Source organism: Arthrobacter sp. PM3 (assembly GCF_003352915.1).
Taxonomy (GTDB): domain Bacteria; phylum Actinomycetota; class Actinomycetes; order Actinomycetales; family Micrococcaceae; genus Arthrobacter.
The window spans coordinates 3,518,660-3,540,420 of the sequence record NZ_CP022314.1 but is presented as its reverse complement, the minus strand read 5'-3'; the positions used below and the strand labels follow the sequence as shown (position 1 = coordinate 3,540,420).

Annotated in this window: 19 protein-coding genes; 7 read left to right on the top strand and 12 right to left on the bottom strand. The window is 68.4% G+C overall.

Annotated features, from left to right (window positions below; translation table 11 throughout):
- Together CFN17_RS16160 and CFN17_RS16155 are read right to left on the bottom strand one after the other, a co-directional pair.
- On the bottom strand, positions 1-1,854 hold the full coding sequence (locus tag CFN17_RS16160) for a hypothetical protein (protein WP_208748755.1): 1,854 nt from the start codon (positions 1,852-1,854) through the stop codon (positions 1-3).
- A complete protein-coding gene (locus CFN17_RS16155) occupies positions 1,851-2,957 on the bottom strand; it encodes a DUF2235 domain-containing protein (RefSeq protein ID WP_208748754.1) in 1,107 nt (368 codons plus the stop codon). Before CFN17_RS16155 ends, CFN17_RS16160 begins: the two co-directional genes overlap by 4 nt.
- Before the next feature lie 193 nt (positions 2,958-3,150).
- Here CFN17_RS16155 and CFN17_RS16150 point away from each other — a divergent pair, with 193 nt between their 5' ends.
- Complete coding sequence (locus CFN17_RS16150; protein WP_208748753.1) at positions 3,151-3,447, top strand: hypothetical protein; 297 nt, start codon at positions 3,151-3,153, stop codon at positions 3,445-3,447.
- Positions 3,448-3,551: 104 nt separating this feature from the next.
- Here CFN17_RS16150 and CFN17_RS16145 read toward each other — a convergent pair whose 3' ends face one another.
- Together CFN17_RS16145 and CFN17_RS16140 are read right to left on the bottom strand one after the other, a co-directional pair.
- A complete protein-coding gene (locus tag CFN17_RS16145) occupies positions 3,552-4,016 on the bottom strand; it encodes a universal stress protein (RefSeq protein ID WP_208748752.1) in 465 nt (154 codons plus the stop codon).
- A 63-nt stretch (positions 4,017-4,079) separates the two neighbouring features.
- Complete coding sequence (locus CFN17_RS16140) at positions 4,080-6,716, bottom strand: LuxR C-terminal-related transcriptional regulator (RefSeq protein ID WP_208748751.1); 2,637 nt, start codon at positions 6,714-6,716, stop codon at positions 4,080-4,082.
- 153 nt (positions 6,717-6,869) lie between these two features.
- Here CFN17_RS16140 and CFN17_RS16135 point away from each other — a divergent pair, with 153 nt between their 5' ends.
- Positions 6,870-7,436 (top strand): potassium channel family protein, encoded by a 567-nt coding sequence (locus CFN17_RS16135; RefSeq protein WP_208748750.1) that lies wholly within the window; start codon positions 6,870-6,872, stop codon positions 7,434-7,436.
- 275 nt (positions 7,437-7,711) lie between these two features.
- Entirely contained in the window at positions 7,712-9,304 is a 1,593-nt protein-coding gene (locus CFN17_RS16130; RefSeq protein ID WP_208748749.1) for a hypothetical protein, read from the top strand.
- A 10-nt stretch (positions 9,305-9,314) separates the two neighbouring features.
- On the opposite strand, the gene CFN17_RS16125 is transcribed toward CFN17_RS16130, so the two are convergent.
- Positions 9,315-10,145, bottom strand: a complete 831-nt coding sequence (locus CFN17_RS16125) for a class II glutamine amidotransferase (protein WP_208748748.1) — start codon at positions 10,143-10,145, stop codon at positions 9,315-9,317.
- Between the two features lie 292 nt (positions 10,146-10,437).
- On the opposite strand from CFN17_RS16125, the gene CFN17_RS16120 reads away from it, so the two are divergent.
- The 4 genes from CFN17_RS16120 to CFN17_RS16105 all read left to right on the top strand — a co-directional run bounded on the left by CFN17_RS16120 (position 10,438) and on the right by CFN17_RS16105 (position 13,255).
- A complete protein-coding gene (locus tag CFN17_RS16120) occupies positions 10,438-10,875 on the top strand; it encodes a hypothetical protein (protein ID WP_261792229.1) in 438 nt (145 codons plus the stop codon).
- A 53-nt stretch (positions 10,876-10,928) separates the two neighbouring features.
- Entirely contained in the window at positions 10,929-11,315 is a 387-nt protein-coding gene (locus tag CFN17_RS16115) for an SHOCT domain-containing protein (RefSeq protein ID WP_208748747.1), read from the top strand.
- Positions 11,316-11,398: 83 nt separating this feature from the next.
- On the top strand, positions 11,399-12,553 hold the full coding sequence (locus CFN17_RS16110; RefSeq protein ID WP_208748746.1) for an AI-2E family transporter: 1,155 nt from the start codon (positions 11,399-11,401) through the stop codon (positions 12,551-12,553).
- A gap of 39 nt (positions 12,554-12,592) precedes the next feature.
- Positions 12,593-13,255, top strand: a complete 663-nt coding sequence (locus CFN17_RS16105) for a GAP family protein (RefSeq protein ID WP_208748745.1) — start codon at positions 12,593-12,595, stop codon at positions 13,253-13,255.
- 27 nt (positions 13,256-13,282) lie between these two features.
- Here the strand turns inward: CFN17_RS16105 and CFN17_RS16100 are convergent, their stop codons facing one another.
- From CFN17_RS16100 to ribA, 7 genes are all read right to left on the bottom strand, one after another.
- The gene (locus CFN17_RS16100; RefSeq protein WP_208748744.1) at positions 13,283-14,890 is read right to left on the bottom strand and encodes an MFS transporter; all 1,608 of its coding nucleotides are present in this window, start codon (positions 14,888-14,890) and stop codon (positions 13,283-13,285) included.
- A 195-nt stretch (positions 14,891-15,085) separates the two neighbouring features.
- Entirely contained in the window at positions 15,086-15,679 is a 594-nt protein-coding gene (locus tag CFN17_RS16095; RefSeq protein ID WP_208748743.1) for a PRC-barrel domain-containing protein, read from the bottom strand.
- 117 nt (positions 15,680-15,796) lie between these two features.
- A complete protein-coding gene (locus CFN17_RS16090) occupies positions 15,797-16,996 on the bottom strand; it encodes an SLC13 family permease (protein WP_208748742.1) in 1,200 nt (399 codons plus the stop codon).
- Between the two features lie 67 nt (positions 16,997-17,063).
- A complete protein-coding gene (locus CFN17_RS16085; RefSeq protein ID WP_208748741.1) occupies positions 17,064-18,185 on the bottom strand; it encodes a hypothetical protein in 1,122 nt (373 codons plus the stop codon).
- A gap of 166 nt (positions 18,186-18,351) precedes the next feature.
- Positions 18,352-18,903 (bottom strand): universal stress protein, encoded by a 552-nt coding sequence (locus CFN17_RS16080; RefSeq protein ID WP_208748740.1) that lies wholly within the window; start codon positions 18,901-18,903, stop codon positions 18,352-18,354.
- Between the two features lie 28 nt (positions 18,904-18,931).
- Positions 18,932-19,729 carry a dioxygenase gene (locus CFN17_RS16075; protein WP_208748739.1) on the bottom strand — a complete coding sequence of 266 codons (798 nt, stop codon included), beginning with the start codon at positions 19,727-19,729 and terminating at the stop codon, positions 18,932-18,934.
- Positions 19,730-19,815: 86 nt separating this feature from the next.
- Positions 19,816-21,705 (bottom strand): GTP cyclohydrolase II RibA, encoded by a 1,890-nt coding sequence (ribA, locus tag CFN17_RS20055; protein ID WP_208748738.1) that lies wholly within the window; start codon positions 21,703-21,705, stop codon positions 19,816-19,818.
- Positions 21,706-21,761: the final 56 nt, after the last annotated feature.

Genomic DNA, 21,761 nt, shown 5'->3' with positions numbered 1-21,761 from the left:
TCAGGTTCCGAACTGGTCGGCGTGGAGGCGGGCGAAGGAGAGCCGGAGTGTCGCTGGCTCGACCGTCCAGGCCGAGAGCGCGTCCTGATCTTCGACGTCGCCCATCCAGTCACGGATGAGCTCCAGCCGTTCGGTGCCGGCCGTATGGAAAGCGAGGGCGCACTCTTTGATCTCCGGCGGGACGGCGTCGAGTCGTGCGGGGTCGGCGAGCGGCAGAGGTTTGGTGACCAGGAATTCGACGTGGCCGTCCACGCGGGCAATGACGGTGGTGCCGGCGCGGATCGCGGCGCGCTGGCTTCGCGGGATCTGCGCCCCGGCCGCGTCGGTTCGCTGATCTTCCAGGTCGTCCCGGCGCTGCGCGAACTGGAGGACGACGTTAGGCCGCGGCTGCCCGTCGGCGGCCCGGGGGTAGGCGACCCGGGCGCTGACTACTTCGATCTCCCCCGCCGCCCGGTCCAGGCCCAGTTCGTACGCATGTTCCCGCGCCCATTCGTGGATGCGGTCCGGCAGGCTTCCGGGGTCGTCGTCGAAGGACACGGTGCTGCCGGGGTCGAGGTCAAGGGTTGCCTCCAGGATGAGCGGGGCCAGGCCGAAGGCCCTGCGACCGGTGCTCAGATCCAGGGGCACGGGCGGTTTGGGCCAGACCAGGGCCTCGTCGGCGAGGGAGGTCACGCCCGGCGGGTAGATGCCGCGCCGGCGGAAGGCCTCCACCAGGATGGCACGCAGTTGCGCGGCGTCGTCGGGGTAGAGCGCCTGGTCGGCGGTGACGATCGCCCGGACGACGTCGCCGAAGGTCACGTCGACGACGGGCAGGTATTCGAAGGCGCGGACCACCATTTCCAGGAACCGGTCGGCGTTCATGGCCGCCGCGGCAGTGACGCGTTTGACGAGGTCTGTCGGGAGCGCGCCCGGCGGAAGGATGCCGGTGCCGGCGCTGGCGAGCCTGCGCAGATCAGCGATCTGCGCCTTGTAGGTGTCGAGGAACGCGTCGAATACGGCGGCGACAAAGCAGGCGCCGCGGTCGTGCGGTTCCACGGCGTGCAGGAACGCGTCCGGGGTCCGCGGGGATCCGAGGGCCGACCTCAGCGCCGCACCGCGGCCGGTGGACTCCCCGAATTCCGCGGCGAGGTCCAGCAGCGCCGAACCCTTTTCGAGGGTCCCTTCGGATTTCGCCACCGCCTCGGCCACCACCTCGGGGAAGCCGAAGTGGTTGAACAGCGCCACGAGATCGGCGAAGGCCTCGTGCCAGGCCAGCACGTCGGGGTGGGTCGGTTCGGAAAAGTATTTGCGCATACGGTGCACCAGGGCGTGGGTCACTTCGTGGGCGACCACGTCAACGGACAGGCACGTGAAAATCAGCTGCCCCGGCAGGTTGGCGCCGGGGTCCTTCGCGTCGGCGTGGAAGTAGCCGAACAGGACGGCCCTCCGGTCCTTGTCGAAGTAGGCGTTCCGTCCTTCGAACGCGTGCGGGACGACGCGGAGTTTGTCGTCCCCGCGCCAGCGGAAGCGGAAGCCGCCGAACCGTTCCACGCGTTCGATCACGCTCATCGCCACGGCGTAGACCACCTGCTGGTGGGTTCTGGGATCGCTTTCGGCGGGACGCATGCCCCGCTGGGCGAGGATCGCGGCGTCATTCAGGTCCACCGGCAAGTACCAGAGGTCCCGGGCCGCGTCGTAGTCGACTACCTGCAGGAGCCGTCCGGACGGCCCGGGCCGGAGGTCCTTTTCGAAAGGGATATCGACCGTGAGGAACCTGCCGGACAGGCGGGTGGACATCGGATCGAAGGCGTAGGCGCGCAGCAACCGCCGGGCGGGCAGCACGGGCTCGGGCCGGCCCCGCCTGGGTGCAGTCACTGGTCGGCCCCGGCCGAGGAACGCACCCGAGGCTCCCCCGTCCAGTCGGGGTCGACCCATGTGACGTCCGGCGGCGCCTCAAACCCCGGATCGGCCAGGGCGCGGGCCTGCACGCTGGAGTGGACGGAGGCGCCGGCGGGGATTTTCCTGCGGCGCGTGCCAAGGAGCACCCAGGCCCGGCCGCGGCGGTGCAGCGTGGATGTCGCGTCGGCCTGAGTGACGGCGCAGGCCGCACCGACGGCACGGGAGCGGACCAGCAGTCCCTCTGCGATGCCGCCCTCGATGATCCACTTCAGTGCGATGGTGGACAGCCGGGGGTCAGGCGCCTTCGTCCCGGGGCGGGCGCCCGGGCCGGCGGTCGGCTTGTCGGTGAAGGTCCCTCCGACATCGCTGTGGACACCGGCGAACCAGACTTCCTCGAGGGTTCCGTCCGTGCGGGGATCGACCAGCGACTCCTTGAACGGGGCACGCTCCTCATGGATAGACACGGCGTGCCGGATGCGCAGGGCGTTCGGCAGTTCGCTGGTGAAGGGCCAGCGGATTTCCCACCGCAGGAACCCGGCAGCCTTGACGGTGTCCCAGAGCCCCAGGTATTTCACCGGCACCGTGGACCTGCCGTCAACGTGCTGGGCGAAGACGTCCGAGGTGAGGTGGACTTCGTCCCAATCGATCTTTGCCTCACCGCCGCGCCGGGCGTAGGTGGCGATCACGTACGGAACGAGGTTCTCCGACCCCGGGCGCATCACACCGATGGTGCGGAGGATCCCCACGAGGGCGCGCGCCGTGTAGGCGCCGCGGCTGAACCCGAAGATAAACACCTGGTCGCCGGGGACCCAGTTGCGCATCAGCCACGTGTAGGCCTCCCCCAGGTTCTGTCGCAGCCCGGATCCGAAGGCGAGGCCGCCCAGGCGGGAGACGGATCTGGCGAGCGGGCTCCACGCGCCGGCCGAGGCGAAGGTGCCGACGCCGGGGTCGTAGTAGGCGACCTGTCGGGCGGGATCGGAGTGGTCGAGGAGCTTGTAGAGCAGCAGGACGTTGGTGTTGCCTTTGGCGCGCAGTTGCGCACCCGTCCCATCCAGACAGACCACCAGATTCCGGGACATCGGACACCTCCCCGTCAAGCACCTGCGGCACCTGTTGCGTATCATCCCCCTCGAGCCCGGCCATGGGAAGAGGCCTTGGGTAGACGCCCCGCGAAATCCGCTAACGGGCCTGCTTGAGCGGGTACTTGACACGTCCGGCGGCGGAGTCTAGGACTGGCCTTGTCGAGTCCCGACTAGCAGCCTAGGAGCAGCAATGGCAACCGCACCGTACGGAATCGTGCATTTCTTCCCGGGAGGCACCAAGGAGCAATATGAGGCCTCAATTGCGGCCGTCCATCCGGGCGCGGGGCTCATGCCTGAGGGCCAGATCTTCCATGCGGCCGGGGCGTCCGCCGGCGGGTGGACGGTCATGGCGGTTCATGAATCGAAGGAGAGTTGGGAAAAGTTCCGGGACACCATTCTCATGCCGCGGATGCAGCAGGGCATTGCGGGCGGTTTCACGTCCCCGCCCGAAGAGACCGTCATCGACCTCTACAAGGTCATGCCCTGACCCCTGCCTCATACCAGTCCAGGACACGTAGCGCCCGCGGGGTGTTCCACCGGCTGGGCCGGCCGTCGGGCCCCCTCAACGCCAGCAGCCGGCCACGCCACCCTTCAGTGGGTCGCCGCCGCGGTTTTCGGCCGGACCACCAGGACAGGGCATGGCGCGTGCCCTGCCACCTGGGAGGAGACCGAGCCGATGTGCAGGCCCGCGAAACCGCCGTGGCCACGGGACCCGACCACCACCAGGTCGGCGCCCCGCGCCGCTTCGAGGATGGCCGACGCCGCCGAGTCGTTATGGACCGTCTGCGTCACCACGTTTACACCCGTTGCGGCCTGCGCCGCGTCCGCGCTGATCGCCTTGGCCTGTTGCTCCGGAGAGTCCTCCGCCACGATTTCGCCTGCCGCCGTTTCCAGCAGCGCTGGATACCAGGACATCGGCGCTTTGTTCCAGACCGTCACGACGCGCAGTTCCGCGTCACGGTACCGGGACTCTTCAATAGCCCACTCCAGGGCGCTGCGCGACTGCTTCGAGCCGTCAAACCCGATCACGATCACGTAGGGATCCGCGTTTGTCATGGTTCCAGCTTTTCATGTCGGGTTTCACGCGCCTAGGGGCCTCTGACCCCTCTTGTCCGGGCCTCAGAGGATGCCGCGCTTGGCCGCCGTCTTGAGGGCGTCCCGCCGGCTTCCTGCCCCGAGTTTGCGGTAGATGGACCGTTCGTGGGTTTTCACCGTGTTGACGGAGATGTACAGCGCATCGGCGATTTCCGCCGCGGTCATGATGGACCGCATGTACGCGAGGACCTCGCGTTCGCGCTCGGTCAGGCTCCAGTAGGACTGCGCCCGGAGCCGGGCTCCGCCCTGCGCATCGCGTGCCATCAGCGCTGCGATGAACGATTCGTGGGCGGTACCCCAGACGGCGTGCTGCACGAGCAGATCCGCGAGTTCGTCGCTTGTCGCGGCGAAGGGCCGCAGGACCGTCGCCGGCTCAGCCCGGTGCACGGCATGTTCCAGCCGCTCATGGGCCGCCACGGTGTCTTCGACGCCGTGCGCCAGGAGCGCCTCGGTCAGGCTCAGGCACGTGTCGACGTACGGATTCTTGCGGCGGCCGGCCAGTGACTCTACGCATTTCCGCGCCGTGGTGAACTCCCCTCCCCGGCGCAGCAGCTCCGCCAGCAGCGTGTCGGCCAGCGCCCCGTGTCCTCCGGCACCCAGGGGTTGAACAATCCGCATGGCACCGGTGAGGTCATCCCTGGCTTCGGCAACCTTAGCCACGGCGACCGTGTACAGGGCATGCCACGACACCGCGAACAGACCGCGTCCGTGGGAGGTTTCCAGCGCGGCGGCGGAGTCGGCAAGCCGGGTCAGATCGCCGGCGGCGCAATCAACCAGCACCCGATAGATGGCCCCAAGACGCCCGGACGGGCGGAGGTCGCTGCCCAGGCGCTGGGCTTTGACCAACCAGGTCCGTGCAGCTTTCAGCTCGTCCTTCCAGTAGCACGCAATACCGCGCGCCACCCACGCCGGCGCCATCAGCTCCTGCGACGTCCAGCCCAGTGCGTCGGCCCGCTCCAACGCCTCCGTGGCGTTCGTCTCGGCGGCTGCCAGGTCACCCGCCGCCGCGAACGCCAGCGCGAGGTCCGCTTGGGCGGAGATTTCCATCGCCTCCGACTGCTCCGGGCGGCCGGCGCCTCCGGCCGCATTGAGTATCGCGGCCGCGAACTCGCCGCCACGGTGCAGCCGGAACTCGGCCTGGGCCAGCAGGAACTGGGCTGTGGAGCCGGCGGCCGGACGGGTCCCGGTCCGCACCTCCCTGGCTGACCGGTCATCGTCCGCAGGGATCACCCGGTGCCCCGGCTGGCCGCCGTCGGGCGGGGGTTCAAACAGTTCCCGGCAGCCTTCCAGCCGCCGCCGGCGGATCGCATCCAGCACGTAGGTTCTGGACAGCGCCCGGTCGGCGAGCTCGGACGCGGCGGTCCCATCGCCGGCAAGGGCTTTGCAGACGGATCTGACCATGAGGATTTCGGGGTCATCGTTCCACGGAGTCGGGAGGTTCCTGCACGCCTGGTCAAGATCGTGCACGTCGTTTCTGAGCACATAGTCGAGCCAGTGCGCACCCAACGACATCACTGCCTGCCGGGGCGCCCGCCCCTGCAGCGCCTGGGCCACGCATTCGACGACGTCGGCGTCCTGGTAGTGTCGCGCCGCGATCCGGTGCAGGCGCTCGGCCAACAGCGGGTCCCTTCGCTCCAGCAGCCGGCGGCACTGCGCCGCGAAGAGGGAGTGCCAGCGGTACACCGGTTCACCGCCGCTATAGTCATGCTCTTCGATGAACAGACCGTTGCGGAGGCATTCCTCCAGCAGCATGCCACCCTGGGGCCGACCATAGAGTTCGACGGCGAGGCGCCGGTCCAGCCAGTCGCAGGTGGCGGCCCGCAGAATGAACTCCGCCAGCGGCGCTTCGAGCTGGCCCAGGACTTCTTCGCCGACGTAATCGGTCAGGGGTATGTGCGTGGGGACGGTGCCCGGCGGGGCCGCCGGAACGTTCCGGGACTGCGCCAGGGCGACAAGGCTGGCGTGGACGGCGACGGGCCAGCCGGCAGTGGCCTTCCAGAGGGATCCGGCGTCGAACGTATCGTCTTCGCCCATTGAGGAGGCAAAACGGGCAACTTCCTCCCGGGTAAAGGCGAGTTCGGCGGCGCGAAGTTCGCCCAGGCCCTCGCCGTACCGGAACCTTTCCAGCTGGATGGACGTATGGCCGCGGCCCGAGAAAACCAGCCGCAATGAGGGCGGCCCGGAGGCCGCGAGCACGCCGACGACTCCGTTCGCGAGCCCCGGTCCGGCCAGGTGGACGTCGTCGATCACCAGGACAATCGGTTCCGTGAGGTGTTCGAGCGCGCCGAGAAGCAGGTCGTAGGAGGACGCCTGATCGGGGGCGAGTCCCCGGTCGAGTGCCAGCAGGGCGTCGTTGCCGGGCAGGGGCAGCCGGGCGGCCGCTGCCTGGATGGCTCCGACGACGCCGTGAAAGAGCCGGGCGGGCTGGGTATCGAACCGGTCGAGCGACAGCCAGGCGCTGGTCAGGCCGTTCGTGCGGACCCAGTCACCCAGGAGCGTGGTTTTGCCGTAGCCGGCCGGGGCCGCGACAAGCGTCAGCCGGTGTGAGTCGGCCGCCGCGGACAGGGCGTCGACCAGCCGGGGCCGCTCAACGTCTCCGAGGCCGCGCAGCGGCGGCCGGATCTTGAATTGCGGACCTGGGACCCGTCCTGCGTTTTGCATGTCTCCCACGTTTCAGATGCTAGGCGGGCGCAAAATGGCTCCAACAGGGCGCAAAGACCCCTTGTTGGGGAGCTCTGCGGCGTGGTTTTGGGGCCAGCAGCAGGGCCGGGAGGCGGCACGGTGCGCAGAAAGCGGGCGGGGGTATCATCAGTCATGGCTTCGAAGCAGGACGGCCAGGTGGACCCGGTTTTCCTCCGCGACCTCGATAAGGCAAGCCGGAGGAACGTCGTTTTGTCCGCGCTGATACGCCTGTCCGGATTCGCAGTGGTCGTCCTCGGGTTCTACTACGTTGTTCCGATCAGCGGCTTCAACGACGACAACCCGGCGGCCGCGTGGATCCGACTGGCGGCAATCGTCGTGATTTTTCTGGCCACGCTGATCCTCGAATTGCGGATGATCCTCACTGCGCACATCCCGCAGGTCCGCGCCGCCGTGGCAGTCGTGGAATCCGTCCTGATGTTCCTGTGCCTGTTCGCCCTGCTTTACACGTCGATGTCGACCACAGACCAGGCGTCCTTCAGCGAACCTCTCACCAAAACCGACGCGCTGTACTTCACCACGTCCACGTTCGCCACGGTCGGTTTCGGCGACATCACGCCAACGACTGAATTGGCGCGGGGTGTCGTGTCGGTGCAAATGATCGCCGATCTGGGCGCTCTCCTGCTGATCGCGAGGGTTGCATTCTTCGCGGCCGGCCGGCGGCTGGGACGGCGACCCTAGCTACCGCCGAAGGGTCCGCCGTCGTCATCATCCGAAAGAGTCATCATCCGAAGGAGATGAGGCCGGCCGGCGGGCCACGAAGGAAGCGGCGCGCCACGACACCGGCACCCGGACCCCGCGGCCGATCCGGGATCCGGTGCGGCGTGAGAGATCACCCGCTGTGGATGGGGCTGCACCGGCGCGACGGGCGGACAATCGAAGCAGCCACGAGTGCCCAACCGTGGCCGCCTGTGACAACGGGCCGGCGCGACGAGCAGATGCATAGGTGGAGTCCCATGTCTCTCGACGATCAGTCCGCGAGCCCCAGCGGCCCGGAACAGGAAGAAATACTGCGGCTGCGTGCGGAAGTCGCCCGGCTGCAGGCCGAGCGCGACGACGCCATGAAGGCCCACCCGAAGCCGTCCCGTACGCACCCGGGGCTGGCCCGGAGAATCGTGGCGATCATCCTGGTGGTCCTGACAGGCATACTGACGTTCGCCGCGGTCCCGGCCCTGTACCTGCGCAGCGAACTGATCGACACCGACCGCTACGTAGCCACGGTAGCGCCCCTGGCATCGAACCCGGCGATCCAGGCCGAGATCGCTGACAAAGTCACGCAGCAGATCACCGAGGCCGTGGACTTCGAAGCCATCACCCGGGATGCGCTGAACGAGCTCAGCAAGACGGCGCCGCGCGCAGCCGCGGTGATCACTGGCCTGGCGCCGATGATTGCCGAGCAGACCAAACAGCTCATCCACACCGCCGTCGCCAAATTCGTGGCCACACCGCAGTTCCAGGACCTTTGGATCCAGGTGAACCGGGTGGCGCACCAGGGACTGGTGAACCTCGCCACCGGGAACACGGGCGGCACCGTCAGTATCGATGCAAACGGCACGGTGACAATCTCCACCAAGGACATCATTGCCCGGGTTAAGGCCCTCCTGGTCCAGCAGGGGGTGGACATCGCGGCCAGGATCCCGGAGGTCGACGCGCAAATCCCGGTGTTCCAGTCGAAGGAACTGGTCCGGGCCACGGATGCGATCAGGACGCTGAACCAGACGGCACCCATTCTGGCGTGGCTGACAGTGATCAGCGCCGTGGGTGCCGTCGCCGTGGCACCGCGTGGCCGGCGGCGGAGCATTACCAGCGGCGTCGGCCTGGCCGTGGCGGTGTCGATGGCCGTGCTGGCGCTGGGTCTCGTGATCGGACGGGGCATCCTGCTGAATTCGATCCCGCCGGACACGGTTTCCCCGGCGGCGGCGCAGGGCCTTGTCGAGACGCTCCTGGTTCCCCTGCGCACCAGTGTGCGCCTGGTCTTCGTCGTCGGCCTGCTGATCGCTCTTGCCGCGTTCCTCAGCGGTCACTCCCGGTCGGCGGAATTTGTCCGGCACGGCCTGGGACGGGCGGGAGACTACATTAACGGAAAGGTCGGCGCCGGCCAGGCCAGGCCCTGGCAGCTCTGGCTGGCCCGCTACCGGCGGATCCTCGAGGCCGTCGTCATCGGCATCGCGGTCCTGGTACTGATCTTCTGGCAGGATCCGACGGCGGCGGTCGCCATCTGGACAGCGGTCTTTGCCTTGCTGGCCGTCCTGATTGTCGAACTGTTGTGCCGCCCGGCCGTTGCACCGGCGCCGGGCGCCGGCCCCGACGCCGGTGCAGAGCCCATGCCCGGTGCAGTGTCCACGGCCGAGCCGGCACCCGGGGCAGAACCAGCGGTCGTGTCCGAAACAGCAGCCGTGCCCGAAGCGGTAACCGTGCCTGAAGCGGTAACCGTTCCCGCAGCAGCCGGGACCGGGACAGCGGGGGTCCGCGACACGGAGAAGCTGAACCCGGAAAAGTTGAACCCCACGCTTCCGATCCCCCGGGAGAGCGATTCCCCGGAGGCCTGACGGCGCCTTTCTAGGCGACTGCGGGCGAGAACGGCAGCAGGTCTTCCCCGGCACCGTGCACCACGACGCACGTTGACTCCGGCACTTCGCGCCACGCCCCGACCAGGTCCCCCAGCGGTTCGGAGACCACCAGGCGTGTGTCGTCCGACAGTCCGTGCAGCATCGGGTTGTCCGGGTACTGGGCGCGGAGGGTCGAGATGTCGGTGCTGTGGAAGAGCGACCGGGACTGGCCCTCGCTTGAGTAGCGGAACGCCCAGGTGGTCTTGCCGTCGGTGGTGGCCACAGTCATCTGGATCGGGTGTTCGACGCCGTGGCGCCGGCCGGTGTCCTCGATCAGCCCGACGGCGGCTGCGACGGCCGAGGGCGGGTCCTGCTCCAGGCCGAACGTGAGGGCCAGGAAGAAGAACAGCTCGGAGTCCGTGGCCCCTTCGATAAGCGGAAACAGCTCAGGATCCACGGCCATGGTGAGGTCCCGCTTCACGGTCGGGAAGTCCCTGATGAGGCCGTTGTGCATCCACAGCCAGTGGCCGTGACGGAACGGGTGGCAGTTTGTCTGCTGCACTGCCGAGCCGGTGGAGGCACGGATATGCGCGAAGACGCGCCCGGCCGAGGCCTGGCCCGCCAGTTCCCGGAGGTTGCGGTCGTGCCAGGCCGGCTCCGTGCTGTGAAAAACTCCGGGGTTCGGCACCGAACCATACCAGCCGACACCGAAGCCGTCCCCGTTGGTAGTTTCAACGCCCATGCGCGCGTGCTTGCTCTGCATCACGAGCGAGTTGGCCGGTTTGTACAGCAGCTCATCAAGCCTGACAGGTGACCCCGAATACGCAAGCCAACGGCACATGGCATCCTCCTCTGGTGTGGACAGCAGTCCATCACGGGCCGGAGGGCCGCACATCATCACCCGGGGGTGATTCGGCGTCGACGTTTGCGGCGGTCCGGCAGCGTCCGGGCACGAACCGGGTGAGTCCCGGGCGCGGCCTCCCGGCAGCCGGGACCCGGCGGAACGAAGGATCACCCCCGGCGGGTGAGGCGCCTGTTGGGGGCCGAAGCCAACACTGGTGGTACATGCAAGCGCTTGCGCTGCCAGGCGAAAGCCCATGGGGACCGCAAGGTCTGCCAGAGAGGAGCCTCGGATGTCGAGACCACGATCAGTCGCCGCACGAATGGCCGCGCTCGGCGCGGCGCTGTGCCTGCTCGCCGGGTGCGGCAGCACGGGCACCAGCCCCAGTGCCAGCCCCACGCCCAGCATCTCAGCGGTTTGCAGCGCTTCCGCCGCCTACTCCGCTGCCCTGGCCAATTTCAAGGACACGCTCAAGTCCGGCGCCACCCTGGACCAGATCCGCGCGGCCCGGGACCAGGTCCGCAGTACTTTTGACAGCCTCGTCACCGCAGCGTCCGACGTCGCCAAAGACCGGGTGGATGCCGTCAAGGCAGCCCAGCAGAAATTTGCTGCCGCCGTGGACGCTGTTCCCGACTCGGCAACCTTGTCCCAGGCGGTCAACTCGCTGCGGGATGAAGCCGCGAACGTGCAAAAAGCCGTCAGCGACCTCACGACCGAGATTAAGTGCTAAGCCGCGGCTGCATTCCCAACCGGCGCCGCATGAGTTGAAAGCAGGGAAGCCAAATGGATTTCTTCGAGAACTTCTGGAGTATTTTCTGGTGGTTGTTCTGCGTCTACGCGATTTTCGCCTTCCTGTACGCGTTGTTCATGGTGATCACTGACCTGTTCCGCGACCACAAGCTCAGTGGCTGGTGGAAGGCGGTGTGGATCGTCTTCCTGGCCTTCGTGCCGTTCCTTTCGCTGCTGGTCTACATGGTTGCCCGGGGTAAGGGAATGACGGAGCGCTCCATGGCGCACGCCCGCAGGGACCAGGAAGCGGCGGATGCGTATATCCGCCAGGTCGCCGCGGCGAGCCCCAGTGACGAAATCGCCAAGGCGAAGGCGCTCCTGGACGCCGGGACGATCAGCGCGGCGGAGTTTGAACAGATCAAGGGCAAAGCCGTTGTTTGACTCAGGCCGACAGGGGATCCCGGCACTACTCTTCACACCCCCTCGCCCCTAAGATAGGGACACTCAGAGTCAAGGAGGGCTCAATGGAGCCGGAATCATCGGAATCCCATCCACGCCCGGTCCTCCCCCGTACGGTAACCATCCTGCTCGCCCTGGCCGGCGCCACCGTGGCAGCTTTCGGCGTTTCCGCGGCACGGGGCATCGTCACCCCGGTCTTCCTGGCCTTCGTGCTCACGCTCTGCGTTCATCCCATCCGCCGCTGGATGCAGGCGAGGGGAATTTCCCGGGGCATAGCGACCGGGACCACCATCGCGGCCGTCTTTGGACTGTTGACCGCCTTCGCGGCAGTCCTGGTTGCCGCAATCGCGCAGTTCTCCGCGTTGCTGCCGCAATACGCGCCCGAGATCGCCCAGCTCGGCGCCAACCTCTCCGCCATGCTGGAATCGGTGGGATTCGGCCCGGAGCAGGTGCAGGAAGTCCTGACCGGGTTTACGCCGGGCCGTATCCTGAGTTTCCTCGCGGGCATTCTGGGGAACATCACGAGCATGGTGACCGGCCTCGTGATCATCCTGACAATGCTCATCCTCATGGCGGTCGACGGCTCGCGGGTGCCGGCGCTCCTGACCCATCTGAACTACCACCGGCCGGCCCTGGTCACGGCCTTCAACGGCTTCGGCAACGGCGTCCGGCGCTACATGGTCGCCACCACGGTCCTCGGAATCGCCCAGGGCCTGTTCAACTGGCTGGTGCTGGTCATCCTGCACGTCCCGGGCGCGCTGCTCTGGGGGCTGCTGTCCTTCATCTGCAGCTTCATCCCCAACATTGGCTACTTCATTGCGATCGTTCCGCCGCTGTTCTTCGGGTTCCTCACCGGCGGCTGGCCGACCGTCGTCGCCATCATCGTGATCTACGGCGGGATCAACAGCGTCATCCAGTCCATCATCCAGCCCAAATACGTGGGCAACGCCGTATCCCTCAGCGAAACCCTGACCTTCGCCTCCGTCCTGTTCTGGGCGGTGCTCCTCGGACCCATCGGCGCCGTCCTGGCGGTTCCGCTGACGCTGTTTGTGCGCACGATCCTGCTGGATGCCGACCCTTCCATCTCATGGTGGAGGCCGTTGACTGGCGACCGGACGGACCTGCAAGTGCTCCTCAAGGAAGAAGACGACGCGATCCGCGCACGCCGTGGCCGGCCGCGGACAGGCCGCCCGGACGCCGGCAGTGCCCCCAAGGCATGACGTGGCCGCCGGGTGCCGCCGGAGGCGGGTGACGGTCCCGTGCTGAGCACCCTGACCAGCCTGGTTCTCTTTGCCCTCGCCGGAGCGATGAGCACGGTGCCTGCCAGCGCGACCATCATGATCCTGCTCTCCCCCGATCCACGCCGCGGCGCCGTGCCGTTCCTGGTCGGCAGCCTCGCGGGATCTGCCGTGATCGTGGGGATGTCCGCCGTCGGGCTCCAGCTCCTGCCCGTCCGGCCCCGGATGAAGGACGAAGTGCTCGCCTCGTTCACCCTGGCCGCAGGCGTGATCCTGGTTGCCTACTCCGTGTACCTCTTCGCCCACATGCGGGAGTCAGACAGCGCCATGCTGGGAAAGATCAAGGCCAGGTTTCATTCCGCCCGGCCCTGGGAATTCCTGCTCCTGGGCCTGGCCCAGAACCTGCGTCCCAAGGCACTCCTGCTGGCGGTCACGGCCGGTGCCCTGATCAGCGTCCGGGAACTGCCCCCGCTGCAGGCGGGCCTGCTGGTCCTTGCCTACGCCACTGTGGTCCAGTCAGCCGTGGTGGTCCCCATCGCCGTGTGGCTGCGGTCCCCGGAGCGCGCAAATGCACCGTTGACCGCCCTCTACGAGTGGCTGCAGCGCAACGGCCGCAGGATCGCGGCGATCGCCACACTGGCAATCGGGCTTCTCATGGTCGGCTACAGCGCCGTGCAGCTCTGACCGAAAGACGGGGCTTTTCCCGGACGCTCAGTCCAGGAACGCGCCCTCGCCGCTGCCGGCCGGCTTGGGATCGGGAATGCGCATCATCCGCAGCGACATGAGGAGCCCCGCGAGGCTGGCGAGGATCGGAACGAAGAGCCCGATCTGCAGCGCGATGGGCCGTGCCTCGGTATTGATCCGGATGATCTCGTTCTGGATCTCGGCCGGCTGCCCTGCCAGCAGCGAGGCGAGCTGGGTGTTGCTGAGCACCTGCGCGTCCTCCTCCAGGACCTGGGCGACCTGCTGCTGCTCGGCGGGCGGGAGGACCGTGCTCGACGTCGCCATGGCGGTGAAGACGAGCGAGAGTGAGGCCAGCATGATGGCACCGGCAAAGGCGAGGCCGAACGACAAGCCAAACGAGCCGGCGGCCGAGTTCACGCCCGCCGCCTCGCTGACGCGTTCGTCGGAGATCGGGGACAAGGTGTAGTTGTTCAGCTGCGACACCAGCAGGCCAAGACCGCAGCCGGCGATGATCAGCGGGATCAGGAGCCACCAGCCGGAGTCGGCGCGCGGCACGACCGGCAGGATCGCGAGCAATCCGGCGAGCAGAAGGAGGAAGCCCCACCGGATGATGGCTGCCGGGCGCCGCTTGCCGGCCCTCTTCCCGGCGAGCAGCGCGATCCCGAACATGCTCAGCGAGAGCGGGGCGATGGACAACCCCGCCTGCATCGCGTTGTATTCGAGCACCATCTGGAGGTAGATCGGCAGCACGATCATGGTGCCGCCGAGGGCGACCTGCTGAAGCATCTGCTGCGTCGCGCCGAACCGGAAGCCCTCCGACCGGAACAGCCCCGGGTCCAGCAGCATCGGCTTGGTGAGCCGCTCCCGCCGCCGGAGCCAATAGAACAAACCGGCCAGTCCGGCCGCGCCTATGGCCAGGACTGCCGCCACGGATTCGGCGCCCTCCTGCCAGAGCAGGATGCCGAGGACAATGCCGCCCATGCCCACGACGGAAAGGACGGAGCCGACGACGTCGAACTCCCGCGGTCCCGTGTACGGAACGTCTTTGACGAGCCCGATACCGGACAGCACGACGGCGATGATGATCGCCTCGAGCAGGAAGGCGATGCGCCAGGACAGGAACGTCGTGATGAAACCGCCGAGCAGCGGCCCGACGGCGGCGGCGATCGCCGCCGAGGCCCCGACGAAGGCATAGACCCGTTTGCGGGCCTCGCCGTCGAAATTTCCATGGATGAGCGACTGCATGGCCGGCAGCAGGAGCGACGCGCCGAGGCCGCCGACCAGAGCCCAGAAAATGAGGATCGGGACGATGCTCTGGGCCAGGGTCATCGCCACAGCGCCCACGGCGTAGCCGCACAGGCCCAGGACATAGGCGCGCTTGCGGCCGATCAGGTCTCCCACCTTGCCGCCGATCAGGATGAAGGCCGCCGACACAAGCGCTTCCAGGGCGATGGTGGCCTGCAGGTCACTGACCGTGCTGTTGATGTCCCTGACCACGGCGGAGATCGAAACGTTCATGATCGACGTGTCGACAACGAGCACGAACATCGCCATCGCCAGCAGCAATGCGAGCCTCTGGTTGAACTGCACGGGAACGGGCAGGGGAACGGTCCCGGCGTCGTCGGACGCGCTCATGGCCGGCCCCTCCCTTGGCCCGCAGCATCCGGGGCTGCTTCACCGGACATGTCGCCTCCTCTGGCGTCGACGGGACGGGCGCACACGGCTTTGTGGTGCTGCGGGAGTGCATGCCGCGGGACCCAGCGCAGTGCGATGTCAATGCCAAGTTAGCCGTCCGGCGTCCCCGCCGGATCATTCCCGGCAGGTGAGGTTTCAGCGCGGGGGCACGTGTCGGTGCAGATGAGGCGGAGGCGGCGGGGGGTGGCCCGGCCCGCCATGCGGCGGCGGAGGCGGCGGGGGGTGGCCCGGCCCGCCATGCGGCGGCGGAGGCGGCGGGGGGTGGCCCGGCCCGCCATGCGGCGGCGGAGGCGGCGGGTGGCCCGGCCCGCCATGCGGCGGCGGAGGCGGCGGACCTGGCGGCGGCGGGTGCGGCGCCGTGGTCACCGCGTCAGCGGCGGTGGTGTCGGCGGGGCTGGCACCGGTGCCGGCCGGCAGCCCGTAGTAGCGGTAGAGTTCCTGTTCCTGGGCCTCCGTGATCGCGCCGCGGTCGCTGTCGATGCGCGGTCCGTTCCTGATCGTGTCCTTGTCGAACGCAACCTTGATGACGGAGTCCTCGAGGCTGGCCCCGGACAGCGGCGCGAAGGTCTCGGACATCCCGAACAGCCCGGTCCGCACGGTGACAAAGGCCGGATCGCCTGAGTCGCCGCTCGTGAAAATCTGCTCCACGGAGCCGATTTTCTCCCCGGCCGCGTCCACCACGATGCCTCCGTTGAGGACGATGTTGTCGATGTCCTGCAGGCTGATCATGAGGGCCCCTCCGTCGCGGTTGCGGCGGGCAAGGATTCCGTGCCGGCCGCACTCCATTCTCGCCGGTCTGCGCAGATTCAGAAAGGGCGGAGTCCCCAAAGAACGGCGCGGGCCGGTTCAGGGCCGGGCTGCCGCCAGGGCCAACACGGCGGCCAGAACCGTCAGGGGTGCGACGATCAGGCCGAAGACCGCGTAGCCCTTCCACGTGATGAGGACCCTCATCCGCACGAGCCGCTCGTGCCAGAGCAAGGTGGCCAGCGAGGCCCATGGGGTGATGAGCGGGCCGGCATTGACGCCGATCAGCAACGCCGCCATGCGCTGCGGCGAGTCGGCCAGCGGCTCGGCCAGCAGGTAGGCCGGCAGGTTGTTCAGCAGGTTGGACCCGGCGGCGCCCGTCGCGGCGAGGCGCAGCAGGTCCGCGGTGCCCTGGCCCTGCCCGGCCAGCTGGCTGAGCACCACCGGTGCACCCAGCTGCCGGATCGTTTCCATCACCAGGAAGAGGCCTGAGGCGAACAGCAGCAGCGACCACGGGATCATGGAGATCTTCAGCACTTGCGGCCGCCGGCGGGCGAACACCGCCGTCAGCACGGCGGCGGCCGCCAGGGCCGGGATCCAGACCGGAACGCCGGACACGAGCGCCGGCAGGAGCAGCGCCAGGACAAGTGCGCTGGCGCCAAGCAGCACCCGGTCGGTCGCCGCGGGAACGGAACCTGCGCCGCCGGCCTGATCCGGCCGGATCCGCCGGACCGGGATCCGCGCGTAGCGCTTGCGGAGGTCCCGGCGGAACACGATGCCGATGAACACCAGCGGGACCACGACGGCCGCCAGGGACGGAGCCCACATCAGGGCCGCGAAGCCGGCCGGGCTGATGCCGCCCAGGCTGTGCTGGGCCAGGAGGTTGGTCAGGTTGGAGATGGGCAGCAGCAGGCTGGCCGTGTTGGCAAGCCACACTGTGGTCAGCGCGAACGGCAGCGCCGGCAGTCCCGCCTGCCGGGTGACACTGACCACCACCGGTGTCAGCAGCACCGCCGTCGTATCCAGGGACAGGAAGATGGTGCTCAGCGTCGCGAAGACCGCCAGGAGCAGCCACAACACCACGCTGCGTCCGCGGCCCCAGTGCCGGAGCCGGCGGGCCGTCCAGAGGAAGACGCCGGCCTCGCTGGCCAACTCGGTCACGACGGTCATGGCGAGGACGAACAGCAGGATCGGAGCCACCCGGTCAACGAGCGCCACAAGATCGGCCCAGGGCAACGCCCCCACGGCCACCGCCACGGCACCGGCCGCCAGCAACACCGCACCAATGATCGCCAGACGCATGGACGGATTCTATTCCCCCTGCTTCTATTCCCCCTGCGTTTGAAACAGGCTGGCTGGGATCGGAAGCCTAGGCCAGCGGTCTGGCCGGCCGTTCGGCGTCGGGAACATCGGGCTGATCGACTCCGGGCTCAACACCGGACTGATCAACACTCAACAGGTCGGCGTCGACGGCGGCAAGGTTCCGGATCAGGACAATGAGCCAGGCGAAAATCAGCGAGGCGGCGATGAGCTCCACCGCGGTCAGGTTGTAGTAGCCGACGGGAAACCACAGCACGGCAGCGGCGACGATGACCGCGAGGAACACCCAGCCGAGCGCCGCGAAGGTCGACGAGACGGACGGGACGAGGGTCCGGATGCGGACGATGAGCGAAGCGAAGACCACCACCATGCCGGACGCGACCAGGGTGTGGAGCCCGAAGCGTTCATCGACCGGGAACAGGCCGACGCATGCCAGAAAGATCCCCATGAGGATAAGGCCGCGTTCGAGCCGCCTGACCCGGTGCAGCTCGGACGGGGTCGTGGCGGCCGCCGCGAGCGTCGTCGTCGAGTATCCGGCGAGGGTGGTGACCACGACACCGGCGACGATCAGGGTGAAGTTGAATGCCACCGCGGAAATGCCGGAGTTCATGCCGAGGGCGCTGAGGTTCTTCTGCCACCATTGCGGATCCGCGGCGGTCAGCATGCTCGTCAGGATCCCGATGACCAGGAATCCTGCCAGGAGCGCGGCAAGCCGGTACGCGGTCATGCCGAGCGCCGAGAGGTACGCAGCGTAGGCGCTGACGGCGCCCGTGGTGCCGATCAGGACCGCGGCTGACACGGGATAGAGGACCGCGCCGATGAACGCCTGCTGGAAGATCCAGAATAGCGCCAGCCAGCCGAGCAGGAAGATGCAGGCGTGGGCCAGGGCGAGTCCGGCGATGTCGATCACGCGACGTGTCCCGCGGCTCTTCCGAAGCTGGGGTGAGCGCGGTGCGCGTCGCTGCAGGGAGCCGGCCACCACCGCGCCGGCACCAAGAACCGCCGTGCCCATGGCCGAAATGTCGCCGGCGGAACCCCGGCCGGACAAGGCAACAGGCTCCCGGCCGAGCAGCAGGAACGCTACCGCGCCGAGTACCACGAAGCCCGCGCTGCCTACGAAGAGTGCCCGCGCCTCGGCAGCCACGGCGGCGTGCTTGTTCGGCTCTGACATCGCTCACTTCGATTCGCTGGCGTTCCGGCTCGTCCTGGTCCGCCGTCGGGGGCAGCAGCCCGGGCGTTCCCCCGTCGGCGGTACTCCAACGCTATGCCGGGTCCCGCCACGGACCGTCATCCGAAACGGATGAAACGAGCGGCGCCGGCGGTCACGCCGCTGACTGTCAGGATGCCGTGTGCGGGACGATCAGCACGGGCCTGGCCTGCAGCCGGGTCAAGGAGACGCTGACCGACCCTTCCAGGAGCCGGCCCATCCGGGCCACCCGTCCCGGCCGCTGTCCGCCGACTATCAAGGCGGCGGCATCCGTGCTCTCGGCAAGCCGGACCAGGGCCTGGGCAACCTCGCCGTTCAACACCCGGAAGGACCATGCCCCGCCGGGCTGACCCAAGAGATCCTCAAGTTTGGTGAGCATCTGGCGGGCGGGGAATTCGGCGTCGATGCTGGGCACCGGATCCAGGGAGGTGCCGTCGCGGGAGCCGGGCGGTTCCCATTCCGTAAGGTAGCTCGCCGGGTCCACGAAAGCGCAAATCAGATGCTTTTCCATGATGGCGGCCAGCCCGGCTGCCGACCGCACCAGCTGCCCGTCGAATTCCCACGGCACGCCCAGCACCAGCGGGCCGTCCGACCACGCCCCGGCGCCGGCCTGCGCGAAATCGCCCGGCCCGAAATCACCGCGGGTGAAGTCCCCCGCGGTGGAATCGCCTGGTGACGGCATGGGAACCATGGGCTGGGCTCACATCGTTCTACGTGAGGGTCCAGGAGCGCTTGGAGAGTCCGAACCAGAATCCGTCGATCGCCGTCCTGGCCTGAATGTCGCCCGAGCCGTAGGCGGCACCGAGGGCAACATAGAGCGGGGCCCAGTGTTCACTCCGGGGGTGGGCTTCGCGGGCGGCCGGCGCCTTGTTCAGGAAGTCCAGGATGGAGTCGACGTCGCCGCGCGCCATCGCTTCTTCGGCCCAGTGGTCGAATTCGCTGGAGGCCGCGGGCGGCGCGACGTCCGGACCGCCGGCGGGGTTGAACCAGCGCAGGTTGTGGGTGGTGAAACCCGATCCCACGATCAGCGTTCCCCGGTCGCGCAGGGGCCCGAGGGACACGCCAAGTTCAAACAATCCTTGCGGATCCAGCGTCGGCATGGACATCTGCACCACGGGAACGTCCGCTTCCGGATACATTTCCTTCAGCGGAACATAAGCGCCGTGGTCCAGGCCGCGGCTCTCGTCGCGTTCCACGTGATGGCCGTGGCCGTTGACCAGCCGCTCCACCTCGGCGGCCAGCTCAGGGGCCTGCGGGGCGTCATACGCCACTTCGTAGTACTTCTGCGGGAAGCCCCAGAAATCATAGACCAGGCCTGGGTCGCGCCGGGTGGCGCTCAGCGTGACCGGGGCGTTCTCCCAGTGGGCGGAGACCATGAGGATGTCCTTCGGCTTCCCGAAGGTACCGGACCAGGCATTAAGTTCGCGGGTCCACGTGGAATCGTCTGCCAGCGGCGGGGCACTGTGGCTGAGGAAGAGTACCGGAGGGCGGTCAGCTGTCTGCGTCATACCTAAAAGCCTACCGCATTTTGCTTGAAGCTTCAAGCATAAATCTCAGTGGACAGCAGCCCTCGCCGGCACCCCGCGGCGCCGGGTCAGAATGAAGGCACAGAGAATCCGAGGCCCAGCAGGCCGCGGCCCGCCTGCTCCAGGATGGGGTCCCGGGTCAGGGCCGCGTGGTTCAGCAGGACGTTGACATCCCGCTGGATGCGCTGCAGCGGATGCGAGAGCCGGTGGACGCTCCCGCCGGAACCGGCCAGGACCAGGCGGACGGCCTCGGCCGACGCCTCGCCACTCAGGGCGAGCGAGAGCCGGTACCGCGAGCGCTCGTCGTCTGTCAGCGTTGAACTCCTGCGCGCATGGGAGGACGAAACCACCCGGACCGCGTCCTGCCAGTGCAGCCTGGCGGTGGCAACCAGCCCGTAGGCCTGCGCGTAGCGGGCCTGCGCAAGGGGCGAATCCGCCTGGCGTTCCTCCACCGTGTGCTTGACCTTGCGGGCGAGCACCACTTCCCGGAAGATCTCGACGGCGTATTCGGCCGAGCCGAGGGCGGCGGCCGGGGCCACCATATTCAGCAGCGAGCCCATGGGCGTGTGGATCAGCGGGTCACGATGAAGCAGGCTGCCGGGGTTGTCCTCCGCACCCAGGCGCTCCCAGTCCAGGGCCCGGCGCTCCGGGACAAAGAGCCTCTCTGCCCGGATGTCGTTGCTTCCCGTCCCCCGGAGGCCGGCCGTGTGCCACACGTCGAGCAGTTCGACGTCGGCCAGCGGGACCAGGCACTGCAGGCGCACGCCGTCGTACTGCGCGGCCAGCAGGGCCCATTCGGAATGCATGACGCCGGAAGCGAAGGTCCACCGGCCCGAGATCGCATACCCTCCCGGCACGCGCTCGGCCGTGCCTGCCGGGGCACCGGTCGCGGCCGCCAGCGGCGCCGGCCCGCTCGCGAAGACCTCGCTCTGCGCCGCTTCGGGCCAGCGCGCGAGCATCCACACATGCTCGATCAGGTGCCCGGCGCTCCACGCCGTGGAGGCACATCCCCGGGCAAGCCGGCGTACCACCTCGACGTAGGTTTCAAGCCCCATACCGAATCCGCCGACGGACTTCGGGGAGAGCACGTGGAAGACCCCCGCGGCCTGCAACTCAGCGATGGTGGCATCCGGCAGGCGGCGGAGGCGCTCAGTTTCCTCGGCCCGGGCACGCAGGCCGGGGACGAGTCCGTCAACCCGGGCGAGCATCTCCTCATGGGTCGGGACGACGGCCGAGGATGCAGCATCTGCCGCCGCTGGCGGGAGGTCCAGGGTGTGGGCGGTGTGGTCCCGCTTGGCGGCCAGGTAGCGGCGGTTGGCCGGGGACAGATGGACGCCCGTGGCAATCTGCTCGGCGACGTCGATTCCGAGGGCGGTCAACTGGGCCGCCTTGTCCGGGTTGTTGGTGAGCAGCCGCACCGAGCCGGCGCCGACGGCGGCGAGCATCTGGGCGGCGGCCGTGTAGTCCCGCTCGTCCTCGCCGTGCCCCAGGGCCAGGTTGGCCTCGTAGGTGTCCAGGCCGGTGTCCTGCAGGGCGTAGGCGTCCAACTTGGAATACAGGCCGATGCCGCGGCCCTCCTGGCGGAGGTAGAGAAGGAACCCGCCGGCGGCGTCGATGCGCTCCACCGCCTCCCGCAGCTGCGGCCCGCAGTCGCACCGCTGGCTGCCGAAGACGTCGCCCGTCAGGCACTCGCTGTGCAGCCGGACCAGGGGCGCCGGCCCGGCCGGCTCCCGCTCCCCCGGTGAATGCTGCCGCGCAGATTGACCGCCCAACGCCCGCCTCCAGTCACCGAAGGCGAGCAGCAAGTGCTCCTTGCCGTCGGCGAGGCCGCTGAACGTCAGCACCTCGGCGTCGGCCGTGAAGCCGTCCGGGAAGCGCAGCGGCACGGAAACCCGGCTGCGCACGGCAGCCGCGGCGACGGCGGCCGCCAATTCGACGGACTCCAGCGAAACGGTCATCTTAGATCCTCAGGCCTCGGCAACGGGACAACCGTCCGGCCGGCGGTATCCGCCGG